19 protein-coding genes are annotated in these 18964 nt (G+C 66.6%); 14 read left to right on the top strand and 5 right to left on the bottom strand.

From position 1 onward, the window contains the following. Positions 1–4 precede the first annotated feature (4 nt). On the bottom strand, positions 5–1336 hold the full coding sequence (locus ACQPZ2_RS11210; protein WP_433525479.1) for a PQQ-binding-like beta-propeller repeat protein: 1332 nt from the start codon (positions 1334–1336) through the stop codon (positions 5–7). Positions 1337–1574: 238 nt separating this feature from the next. Between ACQPZ2_RS11210 and ACQPZ2_RS11215 the strand changes: the two genes are divergently transcribed. Together ACQPZ2_RS11215 and ACQPZ2_RS11220 are read left to right on the top strand one after the other, a co-directional pair. Continuing rightward, the gene (locus ACQPZ2_RS11215; RefSeq protein WP_040693897.1) at positions 1575–2324 is read left to right on the top strand and encodes an acyltransferase; all 750 of its coding nucleotides are present in this window, start codon (positions 1575–1577) and stop codon (positions 2322–2324) included. A 97-nt stretch (positions 2325–2421) separates the two neighbouring features. Continuing rightward, entirely contained in the window at positions 2422–2967 is a 546-nt protein-coding gene (locus ACQPZ2_RS11220) for a DUF1697 domain-containing protein (protein WP_433525480.1), read from the top strand. A 3-nt stretch (positions 2968–2970) separates the two neighbouring features. Here ACQPZ2_RS11220 and ACQPZ2_RS11225 read toward each other — a convergent pair whose 3' ends face one another. From ACQPZ2_RS11225 to ACQPZ2_RS11235, 3 genes are read right to left on the bottom strand one after another with little or no spacing between them, the layout of a single operon-like run. Continuing rightward, positions 2971–4224: a glycosyltransferase family 4 protein gene (locus ACQPZ2_RS11225; protein ID WP_063047273.1), complete on the bottom strand. Its 1254-nt coding sequence runs from the start codon at positions 4222–4224 to the stop codon at positions 2971–2973. A gap of 11 nt (positions 4225–4235) precedes the next feature. Continuing rightward, the gene (locus ACQPZ2_RS11230; protein WP_433525481.1) at positions 4236–5768 is read right to left on the bottom strand and encodes a 1,4-alpha-glucan branching protein domain-containing protein; all 1533 of its coding nucleotides are present in this window, start codon (positions 5766–5768) and stop codon (positions 4236–4238) included. After that, positions 5765–6568, bottom strand: a complete 804-nt coding sequence (locus tag ACQPZ2_RS11235) for a class I SAM-dependent methyltransferase (protein WP_433525482.1) — start codon at positions 6566–6568, stop codon at positions 5765–5767. The genes ACQPZ2_RS11230 and ACQPZ2_RS11235 overlap by 4 nt, the downstream gene beginning before the upstream one ends. A gap of 192 nt (positions 6569–6760) precedes the next feature. On the opposite strand from ACQPZ2_RS11235, the gene ACQPZ2_RS11240 reads away from it, so the two are divergent. The 6 genes from ACQPZ2_RS11240 (at position 6761) to ACQPZ2_RS11265 (ending at position 11905) form a co-directional block, all read left to right on the top strand. Next, positions 6761–7546, top strand: coding sequence for an electron transfer flavoprotein subunit beta/FixA family protein (locus tag ACQPZ2_RS11240; RefSeq protein WP_063047271.1), 786 nt, complete (start codon positions 6761–6763; stop codon positions 7544–7546). Positions 7547–7578: 32 nt separating this feature from the next. Next, positions 7579–8535, top strand: a complete 957-nt coding sequence (locus ACQPZ2_RS11245; protein WP_063047270.1) for an electron transfer flavoprotein subunit alpha/FixB family protein — start codon at positions 7579–7581, stop codon at positions 8533–8535. Between the two features lie 81 nt (positions 8536–8616). Continuing rightward, complete coding sequence (locus ACQPZ2_RS11250) at positions 8617–9270, top strand: Uma2 family endonuclease (RefSeq protein WP_433525483.1); 654 nt, start codon at positions 8617–8619, stop codon at positions 9268–9270. Between the two features lie 177 nt (positions 9271–9447). Further along, on the top strand, positions 9448–10068 hold the full coding sequence (locus tag ACQPZ2_RS11255; RefSeq protein ID WP_084509625.1) for a PadR family transcriptional regulator: 621 nt from the start codon (positions 9448–9450) through the stop codon (positions 10066–10068). A gap of 56 nt (positions 10069–10124) precedes the next feature. Then, positions 10125–11147: an ATP-binding cassette domain-containing protein gene (locus tag ACQPZ2_RS11260; RefSeq protein WP_433525484.1), complete on the top strand. Its 1023-nt coding sequence runs from the start codon at positions 10125–10127 to the stop codon at positions 11145–11147. Beyond that, complete coding sequence (locus tag ACQPZ2_RS11265) at positions 11144–11905, top strand: ABC transporter permease (protein WP_433525485.1); 762 nt, start codon at positions 11144–11146, stop codon at positions 11903–11905. The genes ACQPZ2_RS11260 and ACQPZ2_RS11265 overlap by 4 nt, the downstream gene beginning before the upstream one ends. A gap of 38 nt (positions 11906–11943) precedes the next feature. Here ACQPZ2_RS11265 and ACQPZ2_RS11270 read toward each other — a convergent pair whose 3' ends face one another. Next, a complete protein-coding gene (locus ACQPZ2_RS11270; protein ID WP_063047265.1) occupies positions 11944–12801 on the bottom strand; it encodes a LysR family transcriptional regulator in 858 nt (285 codons plus the stop codon). A gap of 111 nt (positions 12802–12912) precedes the next feature. Here ACQPZ2_RS11270 and ACQPZ2_RS11275 point away from each other — a divergent pair, with 111 nt between their 5' ends. The 6 genes from ACQPZ2_RS11275 to ACQPZ2_RS11300 all read left to right on the top strand — a co-directional run bounded on the left by ACQPZ2_RS11275 (position 12913) and on the right by ACQPZ2_RS11300 (position 18900). Then, positions 12913–14184 (top strand): NAD(P)/FAD-dependent oxidoreductase, encoded by a 1272-nt coding sequence (locus ACQPZ2_RS11275; protein ID WP_433525486.1) that lies wholly within the window; start codon positions 12913–12915, stop codon positions 14182–14184. Positions 14185–14360: 176 nt separating this feature from the next. Then, positions 14361–15188, top strand: coding sequence for a GNAT family N-acetyltransferase (locus ACQPZ2_RS11280; protein WP_433525487.1), 828 nt, complete (start codon positions 14361–14363; stop codon positions 15186–15188). Further along, positions 15185–16207 carry a lysophospholipid acyltransferase family protein gene (locus ACQPZ2_RS11285; protein WP_433525488.1) on the top strand — a complete coding sequence of 341 codons (1023 nt, stop codon included), beginning with the start codon at positions 15185–15187 and terminating at the stop codon, positions 16205–16207. Before ACQPZ2_RS11280 ends, ACQPZ2_RS11285 begins: the two co-directional genes overlap by 4 nt. 241 nt (positions 16208–16448) lie before the next feature. After that, positions 16449–16922, top strand: a complete 474-nt coding sequence (locus tag ACQPZ2_RS11290) for a cupin domain-containing protein (protein WP_433525489.1) — start codon at positions 16449–16451, stop codon at positions 16920–16922. 135 nt (positions 16923–17057) lie between these two features. After that, a complete protein-coding gene (locus ACQPZ2_RS11295) occupies positions 17058–17603 on the top strand; it encodes a flavoprotein (protein ID WP_433525490.1) in 546 nt (181 codons plus the stop codon). After that, the gene (locus tag ACQPZ2_RS11300) at positions 17590–18900 is read left to right on the top strand and encodes an MFS transporter (protein WP_433525491.1); all 1311 of its coding nucleotides are present in this window, start codon (positions 17590–17592) and stop codon (positions 18898–18900) included. Before ACQPZ2_RS11295 ends, ACQPZ2_RS11300 begins: the two co-directional genes overlap by 14 nt. Positions 18901–18964 lie beyond the last annotated feature (64 nt).

Consider the following 18964-nt stretch of genomic DNA (forward strand, 5'->3'; position numbering starts at 1 on the left):
GCGTCTACTGCTCGGGTTTGAAGGTGAAGACTTCGCCGATGCGGGTGGCGAGGACAACCTCGCCCTTGGGGCCGACGGAGGTGCCGGTGGTGGTGCCCTTCGCGTTCGGGAGGACGTCCGAGTCGACGGTTGCGCCGGTCTTGGTGTCGAAGGTGATCAGGTTGATGCCGTCGCCGATGGCGGCGGCGGTGTAGCCGGTGTCGCCCGCGGTCTGGACAGGGGTGCCGCGCAGGGTGAGATCCTTACGCTCCCAGGCGATTTCGGCGGCGTCGCCCTTGTCGCGCAGGGCGAGCAGGTGGCCGTCGTCGCCTGCCGGGATGATCAGGCCGTCGCTGGAGACCGAAATGCCGCCGCGCGGAGCCCAATCCAGCGGCTGCACCCATTTGGTCCGGCCGTCGGCGGCGTCGATCGCGATGAGGCGTTTGGAGTTGTCGCCGACGTAGACGGTCCGGCCGTCGGCGGACAGCGTCGGGCTGGTCGCGCTGCCGTCGGTGAGCAGGTCCGCGCTCCATTCCTGCTGAATCTTATTGTCGGCGTAGCGCAGTGCGACCAGTGCGGCGATCGGCTTGCCTGGCTGCCACAGCGTGACGAAGAAGCGGCCGCTGGACACCTCGATCGGCGAGATATTGGCGACCGGGCACTGCGGCCCGCCGATCGCGCAGTCGTCGAGACCCTGTCCGGACGCGGGTCGGGTGAGACCGGGGTACTCAAGGAAATCGGGATCGCCCAGCAGCTGGGCAGTGCTGACGACGCGCTCCCCGGTCTGGCGGCTCAGCACATCCATCTGACCGGACTGCGTGACCGTCAGGATGTTCCCGTCGCCGGTGAACTGCGCCGAAACCGGTACGCCCGCAACGGGAGTTCGCCAGCGCGGCTGCCCGATCGAGTTGAACGCACTGACCCCGCCGTCGTCGCCGACGTAGACATTGGTGCCGCTGTCGACCACCGAGGGCGCGGAGATCGCGTTCGGTCCCAGCGCGTTGCAGAAGCGCTTGCGGCCGGTCGGCATCTGCAGCGAGAGAATGGCGCAGTTGCTCGGGGTCAGGGTGGTGACGAACATTTGCCCGTCCGGGCCGAGCGTCACAGGTTCCTCGATCGGCCCACCGACCGGTCGCGACCAGCTCAGCGATAGTTTGCGCGAGCCGGTGACCGGGCTGACGCCACTGTTGCGGCCGTCGTGGTGCGCGGTGGTCCAGCCCTTGCCCGATCCGACGGTGATGTCGTCGACGTCGGTACCGCAGCCTGTCAACACCAGTGCGCCGATGGCCGCCGCCGCGCCCAGTCGGGACAGGGTGAGTCCGCGCGCCGGGTTGGCCAGTACGCCGCCGCTTCGCACCTGCTGCACTCCTGTCGTCGTTGCCCGCTGGGGACGTGACCGAAAGCGTGTCGACCCCCGGGTACGCGCACCACCGCCCGCGTGGAGGTTCGCCGCCGCCGTCGGCGGCGCAGCGATCACTGTACGGGAGGGTCCGCCGACGTTGTACGGGTCCCGGCGGTGTTTTCCGACGGGATAAGCTCTAGCCGTCGCGACCGGGACGGTCGCCATGTCAAAGACCACGACAGGAGATGACTTCGTGACGAGCATGTGGGGCGCACCGTTGCGCTCGCGGTGGCGCGGCTCGCGCCGCCGGGATCCGCAGCAAGCGCGATTTCTGACGCTGGCGTCGCTGCGCTGGGTGCTCGCGAACAAGGCGTACACGCCTTGGTATCTGGTGCGGTACTACCGGCTGTTCAAATTCAAGGCGGCCAATCCGCATATCGTGCTGCGCGGCATGGTCTTCCTCGGCAAGCGCGTCGAAATCCACGCGACCCCCGAATTGGGCCGGATGGAAATCGGCCGCTGGGTGCATATCGGTGACGGCAATGCCATTCGCTGCCACGAGGGTTCGCTGCGCATCGGCGACAAGGTCGTCTTCGGCAAGGACAATGTGGTCAACACCTATCTCGATATCGAGATCGGTGAATCCACGCTGGTCGCGGACTGGTGCTACATCTGCGACTTCGACCACCGCATGGACGACATCAATATGCCGATCAAGGATCAGGGCATCGTCAAGAGCCCGGTCCGCATCGGCCCGGACACCTGGATCGCCGCCAAGGTGACGGTGCTGCGCGAAACCCGCGTCGGCCGTGGCTGTGTGCTCGGTGCGCATGCGGTGGTCAAGGGCGAGATTCCGGACTACAGCATCGCCGTCGGCGCGCCCGCCAAGGTCGTCAAGAACCGCAAGGCGACCTGGGAGGCCGGTGCCGAGGAGCGCGCCAAATATGTTGCCGCGCTGGAAGATATCGAGCGCAAGAAGAACGGCGCCACCCAGTCGGCATGAGCGAACACGAGCCCCGGGATCCGGAAGGGACCCGGGGCTCGTGCTGTCTCGGCCGAGTATGCCGGTATGCGTCGGTGCCAGTCGGTACGGTCACGGCATGACCAGGTACGCGGCGCTGTTGCGCGGGATCATGCCGACGAACCCCAATATGAAGGGGGAGAAGCTACGCGGCGTGTTCGAGGGGCTCGGATTCGAGAAGGTCGCCACGGTATTGGCCAGCGGCAATGTGGTCTTCCGTACCGCGGACACCGATATCGCGAAGTTGGAAGCCCGCATCCAGGACGCGCTGAACAGCGAACTCGGAATTCCGGGCGGCACCATCGTGCGCGCCTATGACGAACTGCGCGACCTGCTCGACACCGATCCGTTTCCGGGCCTGACCCACGGCCGCGGCACCTACCTGACCGCGACCTTCCTCAAACAGGCCCCGCCCGACGTCGCGAAAGAGCTGGACAAGCACACCGAACCCGGTGTCCGTATCGTCGGCTACGACACCGCCGCCCGCGTCGTCCTCTCGGTCATCGACAACACCGAACCCCGCACCCCGAACTTCATGGCCTGGATGGAGAAGACCTACAGCAAGGAGATCACCACCCGCACCTGGCTCACCATCCAGAAGATCGTCAAGAAGATGGAGAGCTAGGCGCTACTTCGGATCGCGCTCGGGGAGGGGACGTTCGATGATGGTGGGGCGGCCGAGGGGGTTGCGGACCCGGCGTTTGGCCGAGGAGTAGACCAGGGCGGTTTCGGCGGCCACGACGTCCCAGGCGAAATCCGCGGTGAGACGTTCGCGCGCGGCGTAGGCGCGGTCCTGGGTGGCGGCCGGATCGTCGAGGGTGGCGCGCACGGCTTCGACGATGCCGTCCACATCCGCCGGTTCGAAGGATGCGCCGGTGACGCCGTCGATGACGGCCTCGCCGAGACCACCCGCGGTGGAGGTGATCAGCGGGGTACCGGCGGCGGCCGCTTCGAGTGCGACGATGCCGAAGGGTTCGTAGCGGCTCGGCAGCACGATGGCATCGGCGCCGTGCAACCAGCCGAGCAGTTCCTCGTGATCGAGCTGACCGGCGAAGGTCACCGCCCGCGCGACCCGATGCACCCGGGCGCGTTCGCGCAGCCATTCGAACTGGGTGCCGATACCGGCGACGGTCAGCGTGGTGCCGGGGTGGGCGCGGCGGATGCGCGGCAGCGCGGCGATCGCATCCTGCACGCCCTTCTCGTACTCGAGCCGACCCACATAGAGCAGACGCGGCGGACCGGTACGCGGTGCGCGCGGCCGAAAAGTCCACGCGCCCACATCGATTCCGTTGCGGATCACCGTCATCGGCACCCGCTCCGGCCCGTAGAGCCGCTCCACCTCGTCCTGCATGGAGGTCGAGCAGGTGATCAGCGCATCCGATTCATTGGCCAGCCACCACTCGACCGAATGCACCTGCTTGTTGACCCGGCCCGAGACCCAACCGCTGTGCCGCCCGGCCTCGGTGGCGTGGATGGTGGAAACCAGCGGCACGTCGTAATACTCGGCCAGCGCGATCGCCGGATGCGCGACCAGCCAGTCGTGTGCGTGCACGACATCCGGGACCCAGCCGTCGCCGATGCCGGGCTTGCCGAGCGCGACTCCCGCGCGCACCATCGCGTGGCCCATGGCCAGCGTCCAGGCGAGCATGTCTTCGCCGAAGTCGAAGCACGGCGGATCCTCCGCGACCGCGACCACCAGCACGCCCTCCGCGATGAAGGAGTGGGTGGGGTGGGTCACGGAGTCGGTGCCGGAGGGGCGGCGGGCGAGCACGACCACTTCGTGACCGGCCGCGGCCAGTTCGACCGCCAGGTGATGCACATGGCGGCCCAGCCCACCGACCACAACCGGTGGGTACTCCCACGACACCATCAAGATCTTCATGAATGTCCTTATCAGGCGGAGTCTCGGTCCGCGATCGCCAGCCGCCGTGCGTCCAAACTCGGGAAGAAGCCGTCGGCCGCCCCCCATCCTGCCGCCAACTGGTGTGCTTTGGCGACTTGGCCCGCCCCGACGGCGGCCGCGATTTCCCGCACGGCGTGGGCGTGTCGGTGTGCGCGGTCGCGTGCGTAGCCGGCCGCGGAGTCCTTGCTGACCATGAATGCCCAGTCGCTGGAGACGGTGAGGATGGCCTCGCGCAGCAGTTGATCGGCAACCGGGTCGCGCAGTGCGGCGCCGCCGTCCGCGGCCCGCATCTTGTCGACCGTATCGAGGGTGAGCCGGACAATATCGTCATTCAGATCCACCAGGTCTTTCACCTGGTCACCGGCCCATACTCGCCAATCCTTACCCGAACCCCAGGACGAATCGGCAAGCGGCACCGGCTCGCCGACAAACCCGCGCGCCCTCGCATCGGCGAGCGTGCCGAGGGTGACACCCGCCTCGGGCAGCGCCCGCAGCACCTGGGCCAGCCACTGCGGACCCTCGTGCCACCAGTGTCCGAACAATTCGGTGTCGAATGCGGCGACGACCAGGGCCGGACGTCCGATACGCGCCGATTCCTCGATCAGCCGTTCGCGCACGGTCCGCACGAAATCGTCGACATCGCGAACCACCGCTCCGGCCGCCAGTTCCGGGTCGTACGGGGCCTTGTCCGGACCGGCGACCGTCTTGCCGGTGACGCGGGCGGGCTTGAGACCCGTCGCGTGGTCATAGTGATGAAAGTCACGGTAGGCACTCTGGCCCGGGTAGCCGGACTTGGGCGACCAAACCCGGTAGCTCACCTGCAGATCCCGCCCGAAGGCCACCACATCCGATTCCCGGACCGGCCGACCGAGGGTAGTATCGCCGCGCAGTGCGGGTCCGTCGACCATGAAATGTGTCACACCCGCGGCCGCGTATCCGGTCTCCATGCCCGGGGTGTAGCCGCATTCGGGCGCCCAGATGCCGGTCGGGGTGTGACCCCAGCGGTGCCGGGCATCGACCAGGCCCTCGTCGAGCTGGAAGGCACGCAGTCGCGGGTGCAGCAGCGGCTGGAACGGGTGCGCAAGCGGGCCGCCGAGCAGCTCGATGGCCTCGGCGTCGATGAGCTGCCGCCAGACCGGCGCCGCGCCGTGGCGCCAGTGCTGTTCGAATTCCGCGAGTGCCGCCGCGGCCAGCCGGTGCTCATGCCTGCCGAGAGCGATATTGCCCGCCATCGCGGCCTCGTCGGCGCGCAGCTGCCAGTTGCCGAGCCAATGATGCATGCCCGCAAGGCAATGCGGATCGTCCAGCTGGGCGGCGAGCACCGGCGTGATGCCGAGGCTGAGCAGATGTGAACGGCCTTCCGCGGCAAGGGTTCTCAGCACGTCGACGACCGGAAGGTAAGAGGCGGCCCAGGATTGGTAGAGCCATTCCTCGCCGACCGGCCAGCGACCGTGGTGGGCCAGCCAGGGCAGATGGGAATGCAGGACCAGAGTGAACTGGCCGGGAACTTCTTGTCTACTCAAGGCTTCACCGCGAGGGCGACCAGATCGAGGCTCGCATCGATGTCCTCGGTGACCAGTGCGAAATCGTCGATGGCGACCGCGGCGACATCGGCGGTCAGCTCGGCGGGCCACGGCTCCCCGGCCAGCGCGCGCTCGATCTGGGCATCGATGAACGAGCCACCGTGCTTGGCGTCCAACGCCTTCAGCGTCGGGCCGTGGTGCACACCGGTCATGAGCGTGACCCGGAAACCCGCGTCGACGAGCAGTTCGGTGAGTTCGTCGGCATTGAGTTCGCGGGTGTGGAACGGGTTGAGCGGAGTATCGCGGCCGGGGGAGAAGGTGATCCGATTGGGCGTGCTGATCAGCAGCTCGCCGCCGGGCCGCAGCACCCGCAGGCATTCCCGGATGAACTGGCCCTGGTCCCAGAGGTGTTCGATCACTTGGAAATTCACCACGACATCGACCGACTCGCCTTCCAGCGGCAGCGCGGCGAGGTTGCCCTGGATCATCTCAACGCGCGGGTAGCGGGCGCGCACGTGCTCGACCGCGCTGGTGTCGTAGTCGAGGCCGATCACCTTGGTGGCCACATCGGCGATCATGTTCGCGCCGTAACCCTCACCGGATCCGGCCTCCAGCACGGTTTTTCCGGCACAACGCTCGAGCAGGCGTGCGTAGACGATCTCGTGCCGACGGAACCAGTAGTTCTCCTCGGCGATGCCGGGAACGGTCCGCTCGCCGGTCAGCGGCAACGGCTCCACGGCCGACTCGGGAGTAATGCCCGGGGTGGTGCCCACTGCGGCAGGGATCACAGCCTCGCTCATCGCTCCGACGTTACTGGTAACGCGGCCGCACATTATCGCCAGGACCACCGTTGTGAGAGAGAAGCGACTAAGTTACCCGTGAGTAACTTAACGTAGGGTAGTGTCACGCCCTGAGCTACAAACAAGGACGTACGGCACCGCTCGTGCGACCACCACACACGTGTAACCAGAACAGGAGGTCGACGAAGACCGATGCCGAACATCGTCGTACTCATCAAGCAGGTTCCCGACACCTGGTCCGAGCGCAAGCTGACCGACGGTGACTTCACCCTCGATCGCGAAGCCGCCGACGCCGTCCTCGACGAGATCAACGAGCGCGCCGTCGAAGAAGCGCTGCTGATCAAGGAGGCCCAGGGCGGCGAGGTCACCGTGCTGGCCGCCGGTCCGGACCGTGCCACCGAGGCCATCCGCAAGGCGCTGTCCATGGGCGCCGACAAGGCCATCCACATCAACGATCCGGCGATCCACGGCTCCGACGCCGTGCAGACCGCCTGGGTGCTGGCCAGCGCGCTGGGCCAGGTCGAGGGTGTCGAGTTGGTCATCGCGGGCAACGAGGCCACCGATGGTCGCGCCGGTGCCGTGCCCGCGATCATCGCCGAGTACCTGGGCCTGCCGCAGCTGACGCACCTGCGCAAGCTGTCCGTCGACGGCGACAAGATCACCGGTGAGCGGGAGACCGACGAGGGCGTGTTCAAGCTGGAGGCCACCCTCCCGGCCATCGTCAGCGTCACCGAGAAGATCAACGAGCCGCGCTTCCCCTCCTTCAAGGGCATCATGGCCGCGAAGAAGAAGGAAGTGCAGACCTTCACGCTGGCCGACCTTGGCGTCGACCCGTCGACCGTCGGTGTCGCCAACTCGGGCACCGCCGTCACCGCGGCCACCCCGAAGCCCCCGCGCACCGCGGGCGAGAAGATCGCGGACGAGGGCGACGGCGGCACCAAGATCGCCGCGTACCTGGTCGGTCAGAAGATCATCTGATCCCGCCCGAGACTGCTTAGGAGAGAACACAAATGGCAGAAGTACTTGTGCTCGTCGAGCACGCCGACGGTGCGATCAAGAAGGTCAGCACCGAACTGCTCACCGCCGCGAGCGCGCTGGGTGAGCCCGCCGCCGTCGTGACCGGCCCGGCCGGCACCGGCGAGAAGCTGGCCGACGCGCTGGCCGCCGCGGGCGCCGCGAAGATCTACATCGCCGAATCCGACGATGTCGAGAACTTCCTGGTCACCCCGAAGGTCGACGTGCTCGCCGGTCTGGTCGAGTCGATTTCCCCGGCCGCCGTGATCGTCGCCGCCACCGCCGAGGGCAAGGAGGTGTCGGGCCGCCTCGCCGCGCGCATCGGCTCCGGCCTGCTCGTCGATGTCATCGACGTCAAGTCCGACGGTTCGGTCGTGCACTCCATCTTCGGTGGCGCGTTCACCGTCGACGCGAAGGCCACCGGCGACGTGCCGGTGATCTCGGTGCGTCCGGGCGCCGTCGAGGCCACCGCCTCGGCCGGTGCGGGCGAGAAGGTGACCGTAGAGGTGCCCGCGCAGGAAGAGGGCGTCGTGAAGGTGACCTCGCGCGAGCCGGTCGTCGGTGGCGACCGTCCGGAACTCACCGAGGCGAGCATCGTCGTCTCCGGTGGTCGCGGTGTCGGCTCCGCCGACAACTTCGCGGTCGTCGAGGCGCTGGCCGATTCGCTCGGCGCCGCCGTCGGCGCTTCGCGTGCCGCGGTCGACTCGGGCTACTACCCGGGCCAGTTCCAGGTCGGTCAGACCGGTAAGACGGTCTCCCCGCAGCTGTACATCGCCCTCGGCATCTCCGGTGCCATCCAGCACCGCGCCGGTATGCAGACCTCGAAGACCATCGTCGCGGTCAACAAGGACGAAGAGGCCCCGATCTTCGAGATCGCGGACTACGGCATCGTCGGCGACCTGTTCAATGTCGCCCCGCAGCTGACCGAGGCGGTGAAGGCCCACAAGGGCTGAGCGCTCGCGCACCGACGCGACCCGTGGTCCCGGCCGGAAACGGCCGGGACCACGGGTGTTTCCGGGGCCTATCATTGCGTCATGTCCCTGCCCCGTATCGAGCGTCCTGACCTGCCCGCGCATATGACCTGGGAGGAACTGGAGCAACTCCCAGCGGAGATCGCGGAACAGATCGAGCTCTGGGAGGGGCGTGTGGTGTGGGTGCGTCGCGGTCCCGGTGAACATCAGATATTCATGCGCCGATTGACCCATGAGCTCGAGCGGTGCGCACGCAACGATATGGCGTCAGACGCTGAACGCTGCTGGGTGGCCAACCTCGAAACCAATGTCTTTCTCGGGAACAACGGGAAGTCCGACTTCCTCACCCCGGATTTCTTGGTGCACCGCTGTCTTGGAGGGGCTTACCGAGACGTCCGCGCCACCGACACCGTACTGGTAGGCGAAGTGCTGTCACCCTCCAATATTCCGTCCGATATCGAGGCCAAGAAGAGTCGGTATGCGAAGGCCGGGATTCCGTGGTACTGGGAAGTGACGCTGAAAGCGGATGTCAGCGCCATCGCATTCATCCACGCATATGGCTTGGAGATCGGGTACGCGCAGCTACCGGACGGGATCAGCCCGCTACACCCAGCCGCGTATCGGCTCGTCGGTGAATGGGTGAACGACGGCGAGGAGCGAGTGTCGTTCACGCACCCGTTCCCGATCAATATCCCGTGGACCGCGCTCGCCTACTGACGGGGAAGGTCTTTGCTCGCATCGATCAGGATGCGCTCGCCGGGCTGGGTTGGCCCGCCCTCAATGCGTTACCCCTGACTCGCCAAATCTGTTGTTGTGTAATGCGGCAACAGGTTTGGCGAGTCTTTGCGTTCCTGGGCAAACTCACCGGCGCGTGCAGTGGGATAACCTGCGGATATGGCTGTTCCTACGACTCGGATGCTGGTGCTCGCCGTGGTGCGGCTGCTGGCGCCGGTGCATGGTTACGACGTTCGGCGGGAGTTGCTGTCCTGGCGGGCGGACAATTGGGCGAATGTGAAACCGGGTTCGGTGTACGGCGCGCTGAATACCTTGCAGCGCGACGGGCTCATCGCGGTGGAGGGCGTCGGGCAGGACGGTGCGCGGCCGGAGCGCACGACCTATCGGCTCACCGCCGAGGGGGAGAAGGTCTTCGCGCAGCTGCTGCGTGACGCACTGTGGGATGCCGAGCAGCCGAAGCATCCGTATGCCGCGGCGGTCGCGCTGCTGCCGCAGGCGCCTCGCGACGAGGTCGTCGCCGCGCTGCGCAGCCGGATCAAGAAATTCGAGGCCGAACTCGAGCAACTCGATCGCGAGGAGCGTCGCGTGATGGCTGGTAGCGGCGATCCGGCGGAGACCGAGCCGCATCATGTCGCCGACGCGATCCGGTTGGCCTCCGAACATGTCCGGGCCGACCTGCGCTGGTCGCAGAAAACGTTGGAACGCATCGAAAGTGGTGAGTTGGAGGTCTGGGAACGGTTCCCGACGCGGGTGGACGGCCGGAGCGCCATCATCGACTGATCAACACTGAATAGTAAAGCTTGACTATTTGGTCGATCGTTTCTACCGTTGTTCAGGTGGAAACGATCGACTCCGTTCGTGATCGCACTCGCATCTCGGTGATCCGGGCACGCGGGCTGGCGCGGACGTTTGAAACCAAAAGTGGCCCCGTCCAAGCGGTTACGGGCGTCGACTTCGATGTGTACGAGGGCGAGATCCTCGGTCTACTCGGCCCCAACGGCGCGGGTAAGACCACGACATTGCGGATGCTCAGTACCCTCATCGCCCCGACCGCGGGCGAGGCGGTCATCTCCGACGCTGATCTACGGGCCGAGCAGCGGACTGTGCGTTCGCGCATCGGCTACGTCGCGCAGGGTGGAATGACCAATGACGATGCCCTGGTCATCGACGAATTGGTGTTGCAGGCACGGCTTTTCGGGCTGAGCAAGGCACAGGCCACGCACAATGCCGAAGAACTGCTCGTCGCACTCGACCTGGACGACCTCGGCCGGCGCAAATGCAACCAGCTCTCCGGCGGTCAGCGCCGCCGCGTCGATATCGCGCTCGGCCTGGTGCACGGCCCGGCGCTGATCTACCTCGACGAGCCGACCAGCGGCCTGGATCCGCAAAGCCGCGCGAATCTGTGGGAGCACATCCGGCGCCTGCGCGAGCGAGGCACCACGGTCGTGCTCACCACCCACTATCTGGACGAGGCCGACGCACTGTGTGACCGGCTGCTGATCATGGACCACGGCGGCATCGTCGCCGAGGGCTCGCCCGACGAACTCAAGCGCCGCATCTCCGGCGACGTAGTGAGCTTCGAAATCGAAAACGGCCATGCGGATCTCGCACTCCAGGTCGCCAAGTCGGTGCTCGAGGTGCGCTCGCTGGTGCGCTCGGAGGATGCGGGTCCGGACCGGATCGGTGCGACGCTGGTGCATCTCACCGTGGATCGCGGCGATGCCGCGGTCGTACCCCTATTGCGTGCCATGGACGAGCGCGGTCTCGTACCGGGTGCGCTCACTGTCAAACGTCCCAGCCTCGACGATGTCTTTCTCACCATTACGGGGCGTTCGCTGCGGGAGGCGAGTCACTCATGAGGTTCATGCGCGATACCGGACTGATCTTCTGGTCCCAACTGCGGGCCAATCTGCGAAATCCGGTGTGGGTCTTGATCGGTCTGTCCCAGCCGGTGCTGTATCTGGTGCTGTTCGGGCCGCTCGTCAAGGGCATCGCGCCGTCGCTCGGCGCGGATTCCGATCCGTGGAAGCTGCTCACGCCCGCTTTGGTCATCCAGACCGGGCTGTTCGGCGCGATCTATGTCGGATTCAGCATTGTGGCGGAATTGCGCGCGGGGGTCGTCGAACGGCAGCGGGTCACGCCCGCGAGCCGGGGCGCGCTGCTGACCGGGCGCGTGCTCAAAGACATGGTCGTGCTCGTTGTCCAAGCGCTGGTGCTCGTCGGAGTTGCCATGGCGGCCTTCGGGGTTCGGCCGGATCCGCTCGGCGTGGTGCTGTCGGTGTTGTTGATCGCGGTCATGGCGGCAGGTTTGGCCGCAGCGTCCTATGCGCTGGGTCTGTGGGCCAAATCCGAGGATGTGCTCGCCTCGGTGCTCAACAGTCTCGCGGTGCCGTTGATGCTGCTGTCCGGCATTCTGCTGCCGTTGAGCGTCGGGCCGAGTTGGTTGCGCACGATCGGCAAGGTGAATCCGTTCTCGCACACCGTCGATGCGGCCAGGGCCCTGTTCCGCGGTGACTACGGTGCGTCCGAGGTGTACCTCGGGACCGGGCTCACACTGGCGGTCGCCGCGGTGGCGATGGTGATCGGCGCACGTAGCTTCACCCGCGAGAACGCCTGACCTCGATGCCGCTGAGATCTGCTCGGAGACAGCAGATCTCAGCGGCGGTGCAATCCGGACAGCAGCGTGGTGAGGATCGGCGAACGGCGCGCATCGCTGCGCAAGACCGCGGAGACCGGAATACGAAGCCGGTGCTCGGCGAGGTGCAGGACGACCAGGCCCTCGGTCGGGCTGTCGGCGTAGAGCACCGTCCAGGCGTCCGGGCGATTGATCAGCTCCATGGTCGCGGTGTGGTCGGGTGGAATCGGCGGACCGAAGGTGGGTCCCGCCGACAGTTCGGCGAAGGCGGCCCGAATCACATTGTGCAGCAGGACCTGTTCCTGCTCGGGCGGGAGCAGCAGCGGATACGGGCTCAGATCCGCCAGCGTGACCTGGTCCTGCGGGGCCAGCGGATGGGCGGCGGAGGTGGCGATGACGAGGTCCTCGATCCACAGCTTCTCCACCGCGAGACCGGGCTCGTCGACACTGCCGCGGATGAGCGCGAGATCGCAGTCGCCGTCGGCCACCGCGGTGATCCGCTGCCGGAACGGTTTGATGACGAATTCGATTTCGGCATCCGGATGCGCGGCGCGCGCTCCGGCGATCGCCGACAGGGATCGAGTCGCGAAGGACATATTGGCGGCCAGCCGGATGCGGTGACCGGAGGTGCGCACGGTGGCGCGGATGGCCGACTCCAGACTGAGCATCTGTTTAGCCAGCGGAAGTAGCCGCATGGTCGCGTCGGTCGGCACAACGGCCCTGGTCGAACGCTCGAACAAGGCTACGCCGAGGTCACGCTCCAACCGGGCGATCTGATGGCTGATCGCCGATTGGGAGATGTAGCAGCGCGCCGCGGCCCTGCTGAAACTCAGCTCCTCGCACACCGCGACGAAGTAGGTGAGCTGGCGAAGCTCCACTTGATCTCCAATTCATGAGCGATCCAGATAAGAGTCATATCTATTATGCGCCTGAACACCTGAAATATCTGCGGATCGAATGACGGTTGGTAATGAGAGAAGGAGGCTGTCATGGAACACGCAGATGTTGTCATCGTTGGATCGGGATTCGGGGGGCTTGCCGCCGCTAAGCAGTTGGCCAAATCGGGCATCAATTACGTTCTTATCTCGAGCACTCCGGAGCATCTCTTCCAGCCGTTGCTCTACCAGGTCGCGACAGGTGTGCTGGCATCGCACGAGATCGCGCCGCCGATCGCCTCGGTACTGCGCAGGCACAGGGAAGCCGACGTCCGGGTCGGCAAGGTCGTCGCCATCGACGCCGACAATGCGGTGCTCACCTACGAGCACGACGGCGAGCGCACGCAGATCCGCTACGGCTCGCTGATCGCCGCCACCGGCGCCTCGCAGTCGTACTTCGGCCGCGACGATTTCGCCGATAAGACGTTCTCGCTCAAGACCATCGACGATGCGAAGCTGCTGCGCGCACAGATCGAACGCGTCTTCACCGAGGCCAAGGGCGCCGATGCGGAGACCCGCAAGCGACTGCTGAGCTTCGTAGTGGTCGGCGCGGGCGCGACCGGTGTCGAGGTTGCCGGTCAGCTGAAGGAACTCGCGAAACGGCACTACCACCAGGAAGTTTCGGTGACCCTGGTCGAGGGCGCGGGCGAGGTGCTGCCGCCCTTCGGTGGCGGACTGTCGGAATACGCGAAGGCATCGCTGACCAAGAGCGGTGTCGAGGTGCTGCTCGGCACCTTCGTGACCGATATCGAATACGGCAAGGTGACCGTCAAGGACAAGCAGGGCATCGAGCGCCGGATCGCGGCCGAAACGGTGGTCTGGTCGGCGGGTGTGCAGGCGGGCGGGTTCGCGCAGATCCTGGCCGAGGCCACCGGCTGCGAAACCGACCGGGCCGGAAGGCTTTTGATCAATCCCGACCTGACCGTCGGCGGACATGCCGATATCTACGCCATCGGCGATATGACCTCGCTCAACGGCTATCCGGGCCAGTCGCCGGTCGCCATGCAGGAGGGCAGGCACGCCGCCGACATCATTCGCCGCAAGCAGCTCCCCGGCACCCCGTTCAAGTACTGGGACAAGGGCAGCATGGCGGTGATCAGCCGGTTCAGCGCGGTGGTGAAACTCAACGAGCACATCACCTTCCGCGGCGTCATCGCGTGGACCATGTGGCTCGCGGTGCACCTGCTGTACCTGGTCGGATTCCGCAACCGTTTCGCCGCCGTGGCCTCGTGGCTGGTCGCCTTCATCGGCACGGGCCGCCCCGGTTTCGACGAGGTGGATACGGCGCGGGATCCGGTCCGGATATCGGAGCGCGACGCCGCCTGACTGTTCCGAAAAGGTCACGGATCAGGCAAAAGGCGGCGGTAGCGATGCGGGAGACGGAACGCGACGCGACAGTTCGGTGAACGCTCGGTGTGATCATCATCTCGTTCACCGAACCGGCATCGCGGCGACACTTCGAGGTTGCTAGGGCGCAGTTTCGGACTGGCTTCATCACGGATATGACTATTTCGTCCGTGTTGACAGCCCCGGCTCGACCGACGGACTCCGGGGCGGAACGGTCTCGGTATTCGCTGGTCGTCTCCTCCGATTCGGCGCACCGACTGGCCGCGCAGCGCCTGCGGTACGGCGTCTTCGCCAGTGAGCCCGGCTTCCGGATCCCCGACAACGGAACGGGTCTCGACGCGGACCATTTCGACGAGCACTGCGACCACCTGCTGGTCCGCGACGACCGGACCGAGGAATTCGTCGGCTGCTACCGAATGCTGCCGCCGGACAAGGTGACTGCCGCGGGTGGTTACTACACCGCCACCGAATTCGATCTGGCCCAACTGGATCCGGAGGGCAACCGGATCGTGGAAATGGGCCGTGCATGTGTGGTGCCCGACCACCGCAACGGCTCGGTGCTGACCCTCATGTGGGCGGGCATCCTGCACTACATCCAGCTCACCGGATACGAATGGGTGATGGGCTGCGTCTCGGTGCCCATGCAGGACACCCCCGCCGATCCGGCCGGTGTGAATGTGCGCGGCGTGCGCGATATGTTGCTCGGCCGCCACGGATCCGATCCCGAGCGGCGGGTGCACCCCCATCGCCCGGTGGTCGTCGACGGGCTGACGCTGGACGAGATGACGCCGCCCGCGCGCCCGAAGCTGCCCCCGCTGCTGCGCGGTTACCTGCGCCTTGGCGCGGAGATCTGCGGTGAACCGGCGCACGATCCGGATTTCGCGGTCGCCGATTTCGTCGCGCTGCTCGGTCTGAACACGATCAACACCCGCTACCTCAACCGATTACAAGACGCGGCCAATGCACTCGACGGGGGACGGTGAGTCAGATGGTGTTCGACGCGCCGCCCGCAGAGCGCACCGCGCATTCCTGGATGCCGTCGAGCCCATGTGGGCCCGGCTGCATCGATCCGGTCGATGAGATCGGCACCGCACGGGTGATCGGCCGACTATTCGGCGTGGCCGGATTGTTGCTCAGCTTTCCCGTTGTCAATGTCGTGACGCCGCGCGGACGGCGCGAACAGTTGCAACGGCGGTATGCGCGAACGGTTCTGAGCTGTCTCGGGATTCGGTTGCGCGTTGTCGACAACCGAGCCGGTGCGGGGGAGTCGGCCGATGCGCGCTTCGGCGATTCGGGTGACGGGCTGCTGATCGTCGCCGGGCATATCGGCTGGACCGATGTGGTCGTCATGGCCGCGGTGCAGCCACTGGGCTTCGTGGCCCGCGCCGATATGGTCGATTGGCCGCTGCTCGGTGGGCTGGCCAAACTCATGCGGGTCATTCCGATCGAACGCGAACGGCTGCGCGAATTGCCCGGTGTGGTGGCGCGCCTCGGTGAACGGCTGGCGGCGGGGGATCGAGTCGCGGTGTTCCCCGAGGGGACCACCTGGTGTGGCCGCGCCTACGGCAGGATGCGGCCCGCGCTCTTCCAGGCGGCGGTCGACACCGGAACCTCGGTGCAGCCGGTGCGCGTGCGGTATCTGGATGCGCACGGTACCCAGTCGACCATTCCCGGATTCGTCGGTGACGACGGCTTCGGCACTTCGGCGAAGCGGGTTCTGCGCTCGCGCGGCATGGTGGCCGAGGTGGTGCTCGAGCCGGTCGAGAATCCCGGACTCGATCGCCGTGATCTGGCTCGCCGGTGCGAACAGGCGGTGCGTGGCACCGAACTGTCGCGCCACGGGGCCATCGAGGCATCGGATTGGATCGAGGCGACGGCAACTCGCGTACAGGATCCGGAATCGGCCGAGGCGCAGCCGCAGCGACCGCCTCGGCGGTTGCGACCGTTCCGGCGCAGGGGCTCCGGCCATCAGGTTGCCGAGTCCGCAGTGTCCGCAGACTGATCGAAGGGCACGCCTCACGAGGCCGACTGGGCGATTGCCCGGTCGGCCTCCGCCATTTCGGCCGCGAAATAGCTCCGCCGCAATAGATTTCGGTGTGGGTGAGCAGCGCGGATATCTCGTGAAACGCGTGTGAGATGCCGGTGAAAGGCATCGCCCGGATGCTTGTTCGCAACCGCACCGACCGGCTGGGAGGAGCTGGCACGGAGCGGAGAACAAGGTCTATTTCGCGGGGAGGGAATCCATGTCCAGCAGCGTCCGTCGGTGTGTTGGATTCATCGGTGCGGCAATCGGTCTCGCCGTATTGTCGACCGCTGCGACACTGCCCGCAGTGGCCACGCCGAATGTCGGTGTGACCGGCGAGCAACTCAGCAAGGCGACTGTCACCGAGCCGATCCACATCGCTCCGGACGGCCCCGTCGATGTCCAGTTCTCCGTGCTCACCGTGGCCCCTGGCGGCAGCGTCGGCTGGCATTCGCATCCCGGTGACGTACTCGTGAATGTCGCCGACGGCATCGCGACTCGATATGAGGCCGACGATCGGCAGTGCGCGCCAACCACATTCGGCGTCGGTCGGGGCTGGGTCGAGCATCCGCGCCACGTCCACACCGTGCGCAACGAGACCGACAAACCGCTGACACTTGACGTCGTCCTCATCACGCCCGCTGGCCAACCCTCCGGCATCAGCGAACCGGACCCCGGCAACTGCCGGTTCTGAAACCCGAACTCGCACACGTGAAAGGAGGTAATCCCATGATCGAGACAGGAGTCGACGACGGCCCGACCTGCTGAACCCGAGGGGATCGCCCGTGCATACCGGGCGATCCCCGCTTCCATCCATAGGAGATCAGTCATGCGCCATGGCGCGCTCGTGGTGATCGCCGCAGGCTCCAGCGCATCCCTGGTCCTGCCGCTCTATCTGACCGAACTTCGCAAGACTCAGCCCGGCGAGATCGTCGTGCTGCTCACCCGCAGCGCGGAGCGATTCGTGCCACGGGAAGTGGTCGGCTGGTTGGCCGACGAAGTCATCACCTCCGACAGCCCGACCCTCAATCCGGTCGAACTCGCGCTGACCTCGAACGGCATCGTGGTGCTCCCGGCCACCGCGCACCTGGTCGCGGCCTCGGCGCTGGGACTCGCGTCGACGCCCGCGACGACCACACTGCTCGCCGCGCCTCGACCCTGCCTGTGGTTTCCGCATATGAACAAGGTGATGTGGGACAAGCCCGTGATCCAGCGGCATGTGGCGAGTCTGCGGGCGGCGGGCGAAACGGTCGTGGAGCCGGAATCCCGTGTCGTGTACGAGATGTGGCGCGGGGCGCGCGGCGACGGCGTGTCGATGGTCCCGCCGGACAAGGCGGCCGTCATCGTGCGCGAGTGGTTCGATGAGCGCGCGTAATGTCTTGCGGCAGAGCGATTTCCGTTTGCTCTTCGTCGGTCAGACGGTATCGATGGCGGGGGACGCCCCGGCGGTGCTCGCGCTCACCTTCGTCGTCTTGGAGATCGGCGGATCACCCGCCGCGCTCGGTGGCGTCCTCGCCGCCCGCTTCGTGCCGCTGACCGGACTGCTGTTGCTCGGCGGGGTGCTGGCCGATCGGTTTCCGCGTCGCGAGTTGATGATCGCGGCGGATCTCACCCGCGCGGCCACCCAGGCCGTACTGGCCGTATTGCTCGCATTCGGGGCGGCTCAGCTGTGGCAGATCATGGTGTTGCAGGTGATCTACGGCGGCGCGCAGGCACTGTTCACTCCGGCGTTGGGTGGCATCGTCGCGCAACTTGTGCCCGCCGACTCACTGCGCGCCGCGAACGCACTGGTCGCCATGTCGAGCAGCCTGCTGCGTGTTGTCGGTCCGGCGCTGGGTGCGGTACTCATCGCGGCGGCGGGGCTCGGTGCGGCGGTGGCCGTCGATGCCGTTACCTTCCTGATCAGCGTGGTTGTGCTGCTCGGGGTCCGCCGCCCGGCCGCGAGCGAGCGGACTTCACCGGAACCCCTATTGATCGCACTGCGAACCGGCTGGCGCGAAGTGGCGACCCGGACCTGGCTGTGGACCTCGATAGCGAACTTCACCGTCTTCAGCGCGGTGGCGGTGCCCGCCGTACTCGTGCTCGGGCCGCAGGTCGCGCAGCTGGAATTCGGCGGTCCGGACGGGTGGGCGGTGATCATGGCAACCTTCGCCGCGGGTGCCGTGCTCGGGAGCGCGGTCGCGCTGCGCAAATCCGCCGCCCGCCCGGCCGCGGTCTGCGCGGCACTGCTGGCCGTCGCGGCGGCGCGTCCCGCGCTGCTGGTCAGCGGGCTCGGTCTGTCGATCATCGGCGTCTACAGCGCGCTGTCCGGAGCAGCCGTCTCGATGGCAATGGTGTACTGGCGCACACTCTTACAGGAGCGGATACCGCTGGCGGTGCTATCGCGCGTGAGATCGATCGATGATTTCGGCTCGACGCTGCTCACACCCGTCGCCTACCTCGCCACCGGCCAGCTGGCGGCGTACACCGGGTTGCACGGAGGAATGGTGCTACTCACCGCGATCGCGGTCGGCGCCAGCCTCGCGACCGTCGCGGTTCCCGCCGTTCGGCGTGTATCCGGCGGCACACACGCAGCGCTGTCCGACGATGCCGCCTGGAACTGCGCCGTCACCTCGGACACAGCGCCTGGCTCGCGAGCTGGTGCCGGTAAGCACAGCTCGCGAAGGAGTTGATCCGCAGCGACCGCACGGTGGCTGTGGGATTGCTAGTCGCGTCCTAGTCGGGTCGGGTACGTTG

This window comes from Nocardia pseudovaccinii, from assembly GCF_050942345.1.
In the GTDB taxonomy this organism is placed as follows: domain Bacteria; phylum Actinomycetota; class Actinomycetes; order Mycobacteriales; family Mycobacteriaceae; genus Nocardia; species Nocardia pseudovaccinii.

Excerpts from the sequence above, each read along its gene's own strand:
- ACQPZ2_RS11220 (WP_433525480.1), top strand. The coding sequence starts at position 2,422 with ATGACCAGGTACGCGGCGCTGTTGCGCGGGATCATGCCGACGAACCCC.
- ACQPZ2_RS11225 (WP_063047273.1), bottom strand. The coding sequence starts at position 4,224 with ATGAAGATCTTGATGGTGTCGTGGGAGTACCCACCGGTTGTGGTCGGT.
- ACQPZ2_RS11235 (WP_433525482.1), bottom strand. The coding sequence starts at position 6,568 with ATGAGCGAGGCTGTGATCCCTGCCGCAGTGGGCACCACCCCGGGCATT.
- ACQPZ2_RS11240 (WP_063047271.1), top strand. The coding sequence starts at position 6,761 with ATGCCGAACATCGTCGTACTCATCAAGCAGGTTCCCGACACCTGGTCC.
- ACQPZ2_RS11245 (WP_063047270.1), top strand. The coding sequence starts at position 7,579 with ATGGCAGAAGTACTTGTGCTCGTCGAGCACGCCGACGGTGCGATCAAG.
- ACQPZ2_RS11250 (WP_433525483.1), top strand. The coding sequence starts at position 8,617 with ATGTCCCTGCCCCGTATCGAGCGTCCTGACCTGCCCGCGCATATGACC.
- ACQPZ2_RS11255 (WP_084509625.1), top strand. The coding sequence starts at position 9,448 with ATGGCTGTTCCTACGACTCGGATGCTGGTGCTCGCCGTGGTGCGGCTG.
- ACQPZ2_RS11265 (WP_433525485.1), top strand. The coding sequence starts at position 11,144 with ATGAGGTTCATGCGCGATACCGGACTGATCTTCTGGTCCCAACTGCGG.
- ACQPZ2_RS11275 (WP_433525486.1), top strand. The coding sequence starts at position 12,913 with ATGGAACACGCAGATGTTGTCATCGTTGGATCGGGATTCGGGGGGCTT.
- ACQPZ2_RS11280 (WP_433525487.1), top strand. The coding sequence starts at position 14,361 with ATGACTATTTCGTCCGTGTTGACAGCCCCGGCTCGACCGACGGACTCC.
- ACQPZ2_RS11290 (WP_433525489.1), top strand. The coding sequence starts at position 16,449 with ATGTCCAGCAGCGTCCGTCGGTGTGTTGGATTCATCGGTGCGGCAATC.
- ACQPZ2_RS11295 (WP_433525490.1), top strand. The coding sequence starts at position 17,058 with ATGCGCCATGGCGCGCTCGTGGTGATCGCCGCAGGCTCCAGCGCATCC.
- ACQPZ2_RS11300 (WP_433525491.1), top strand. The coding sequence starts at position 17,590 with ATGAGCGCGCGTAATGTCTTGCGGCAGAGCGATTTCCGTTTGCTCTTC.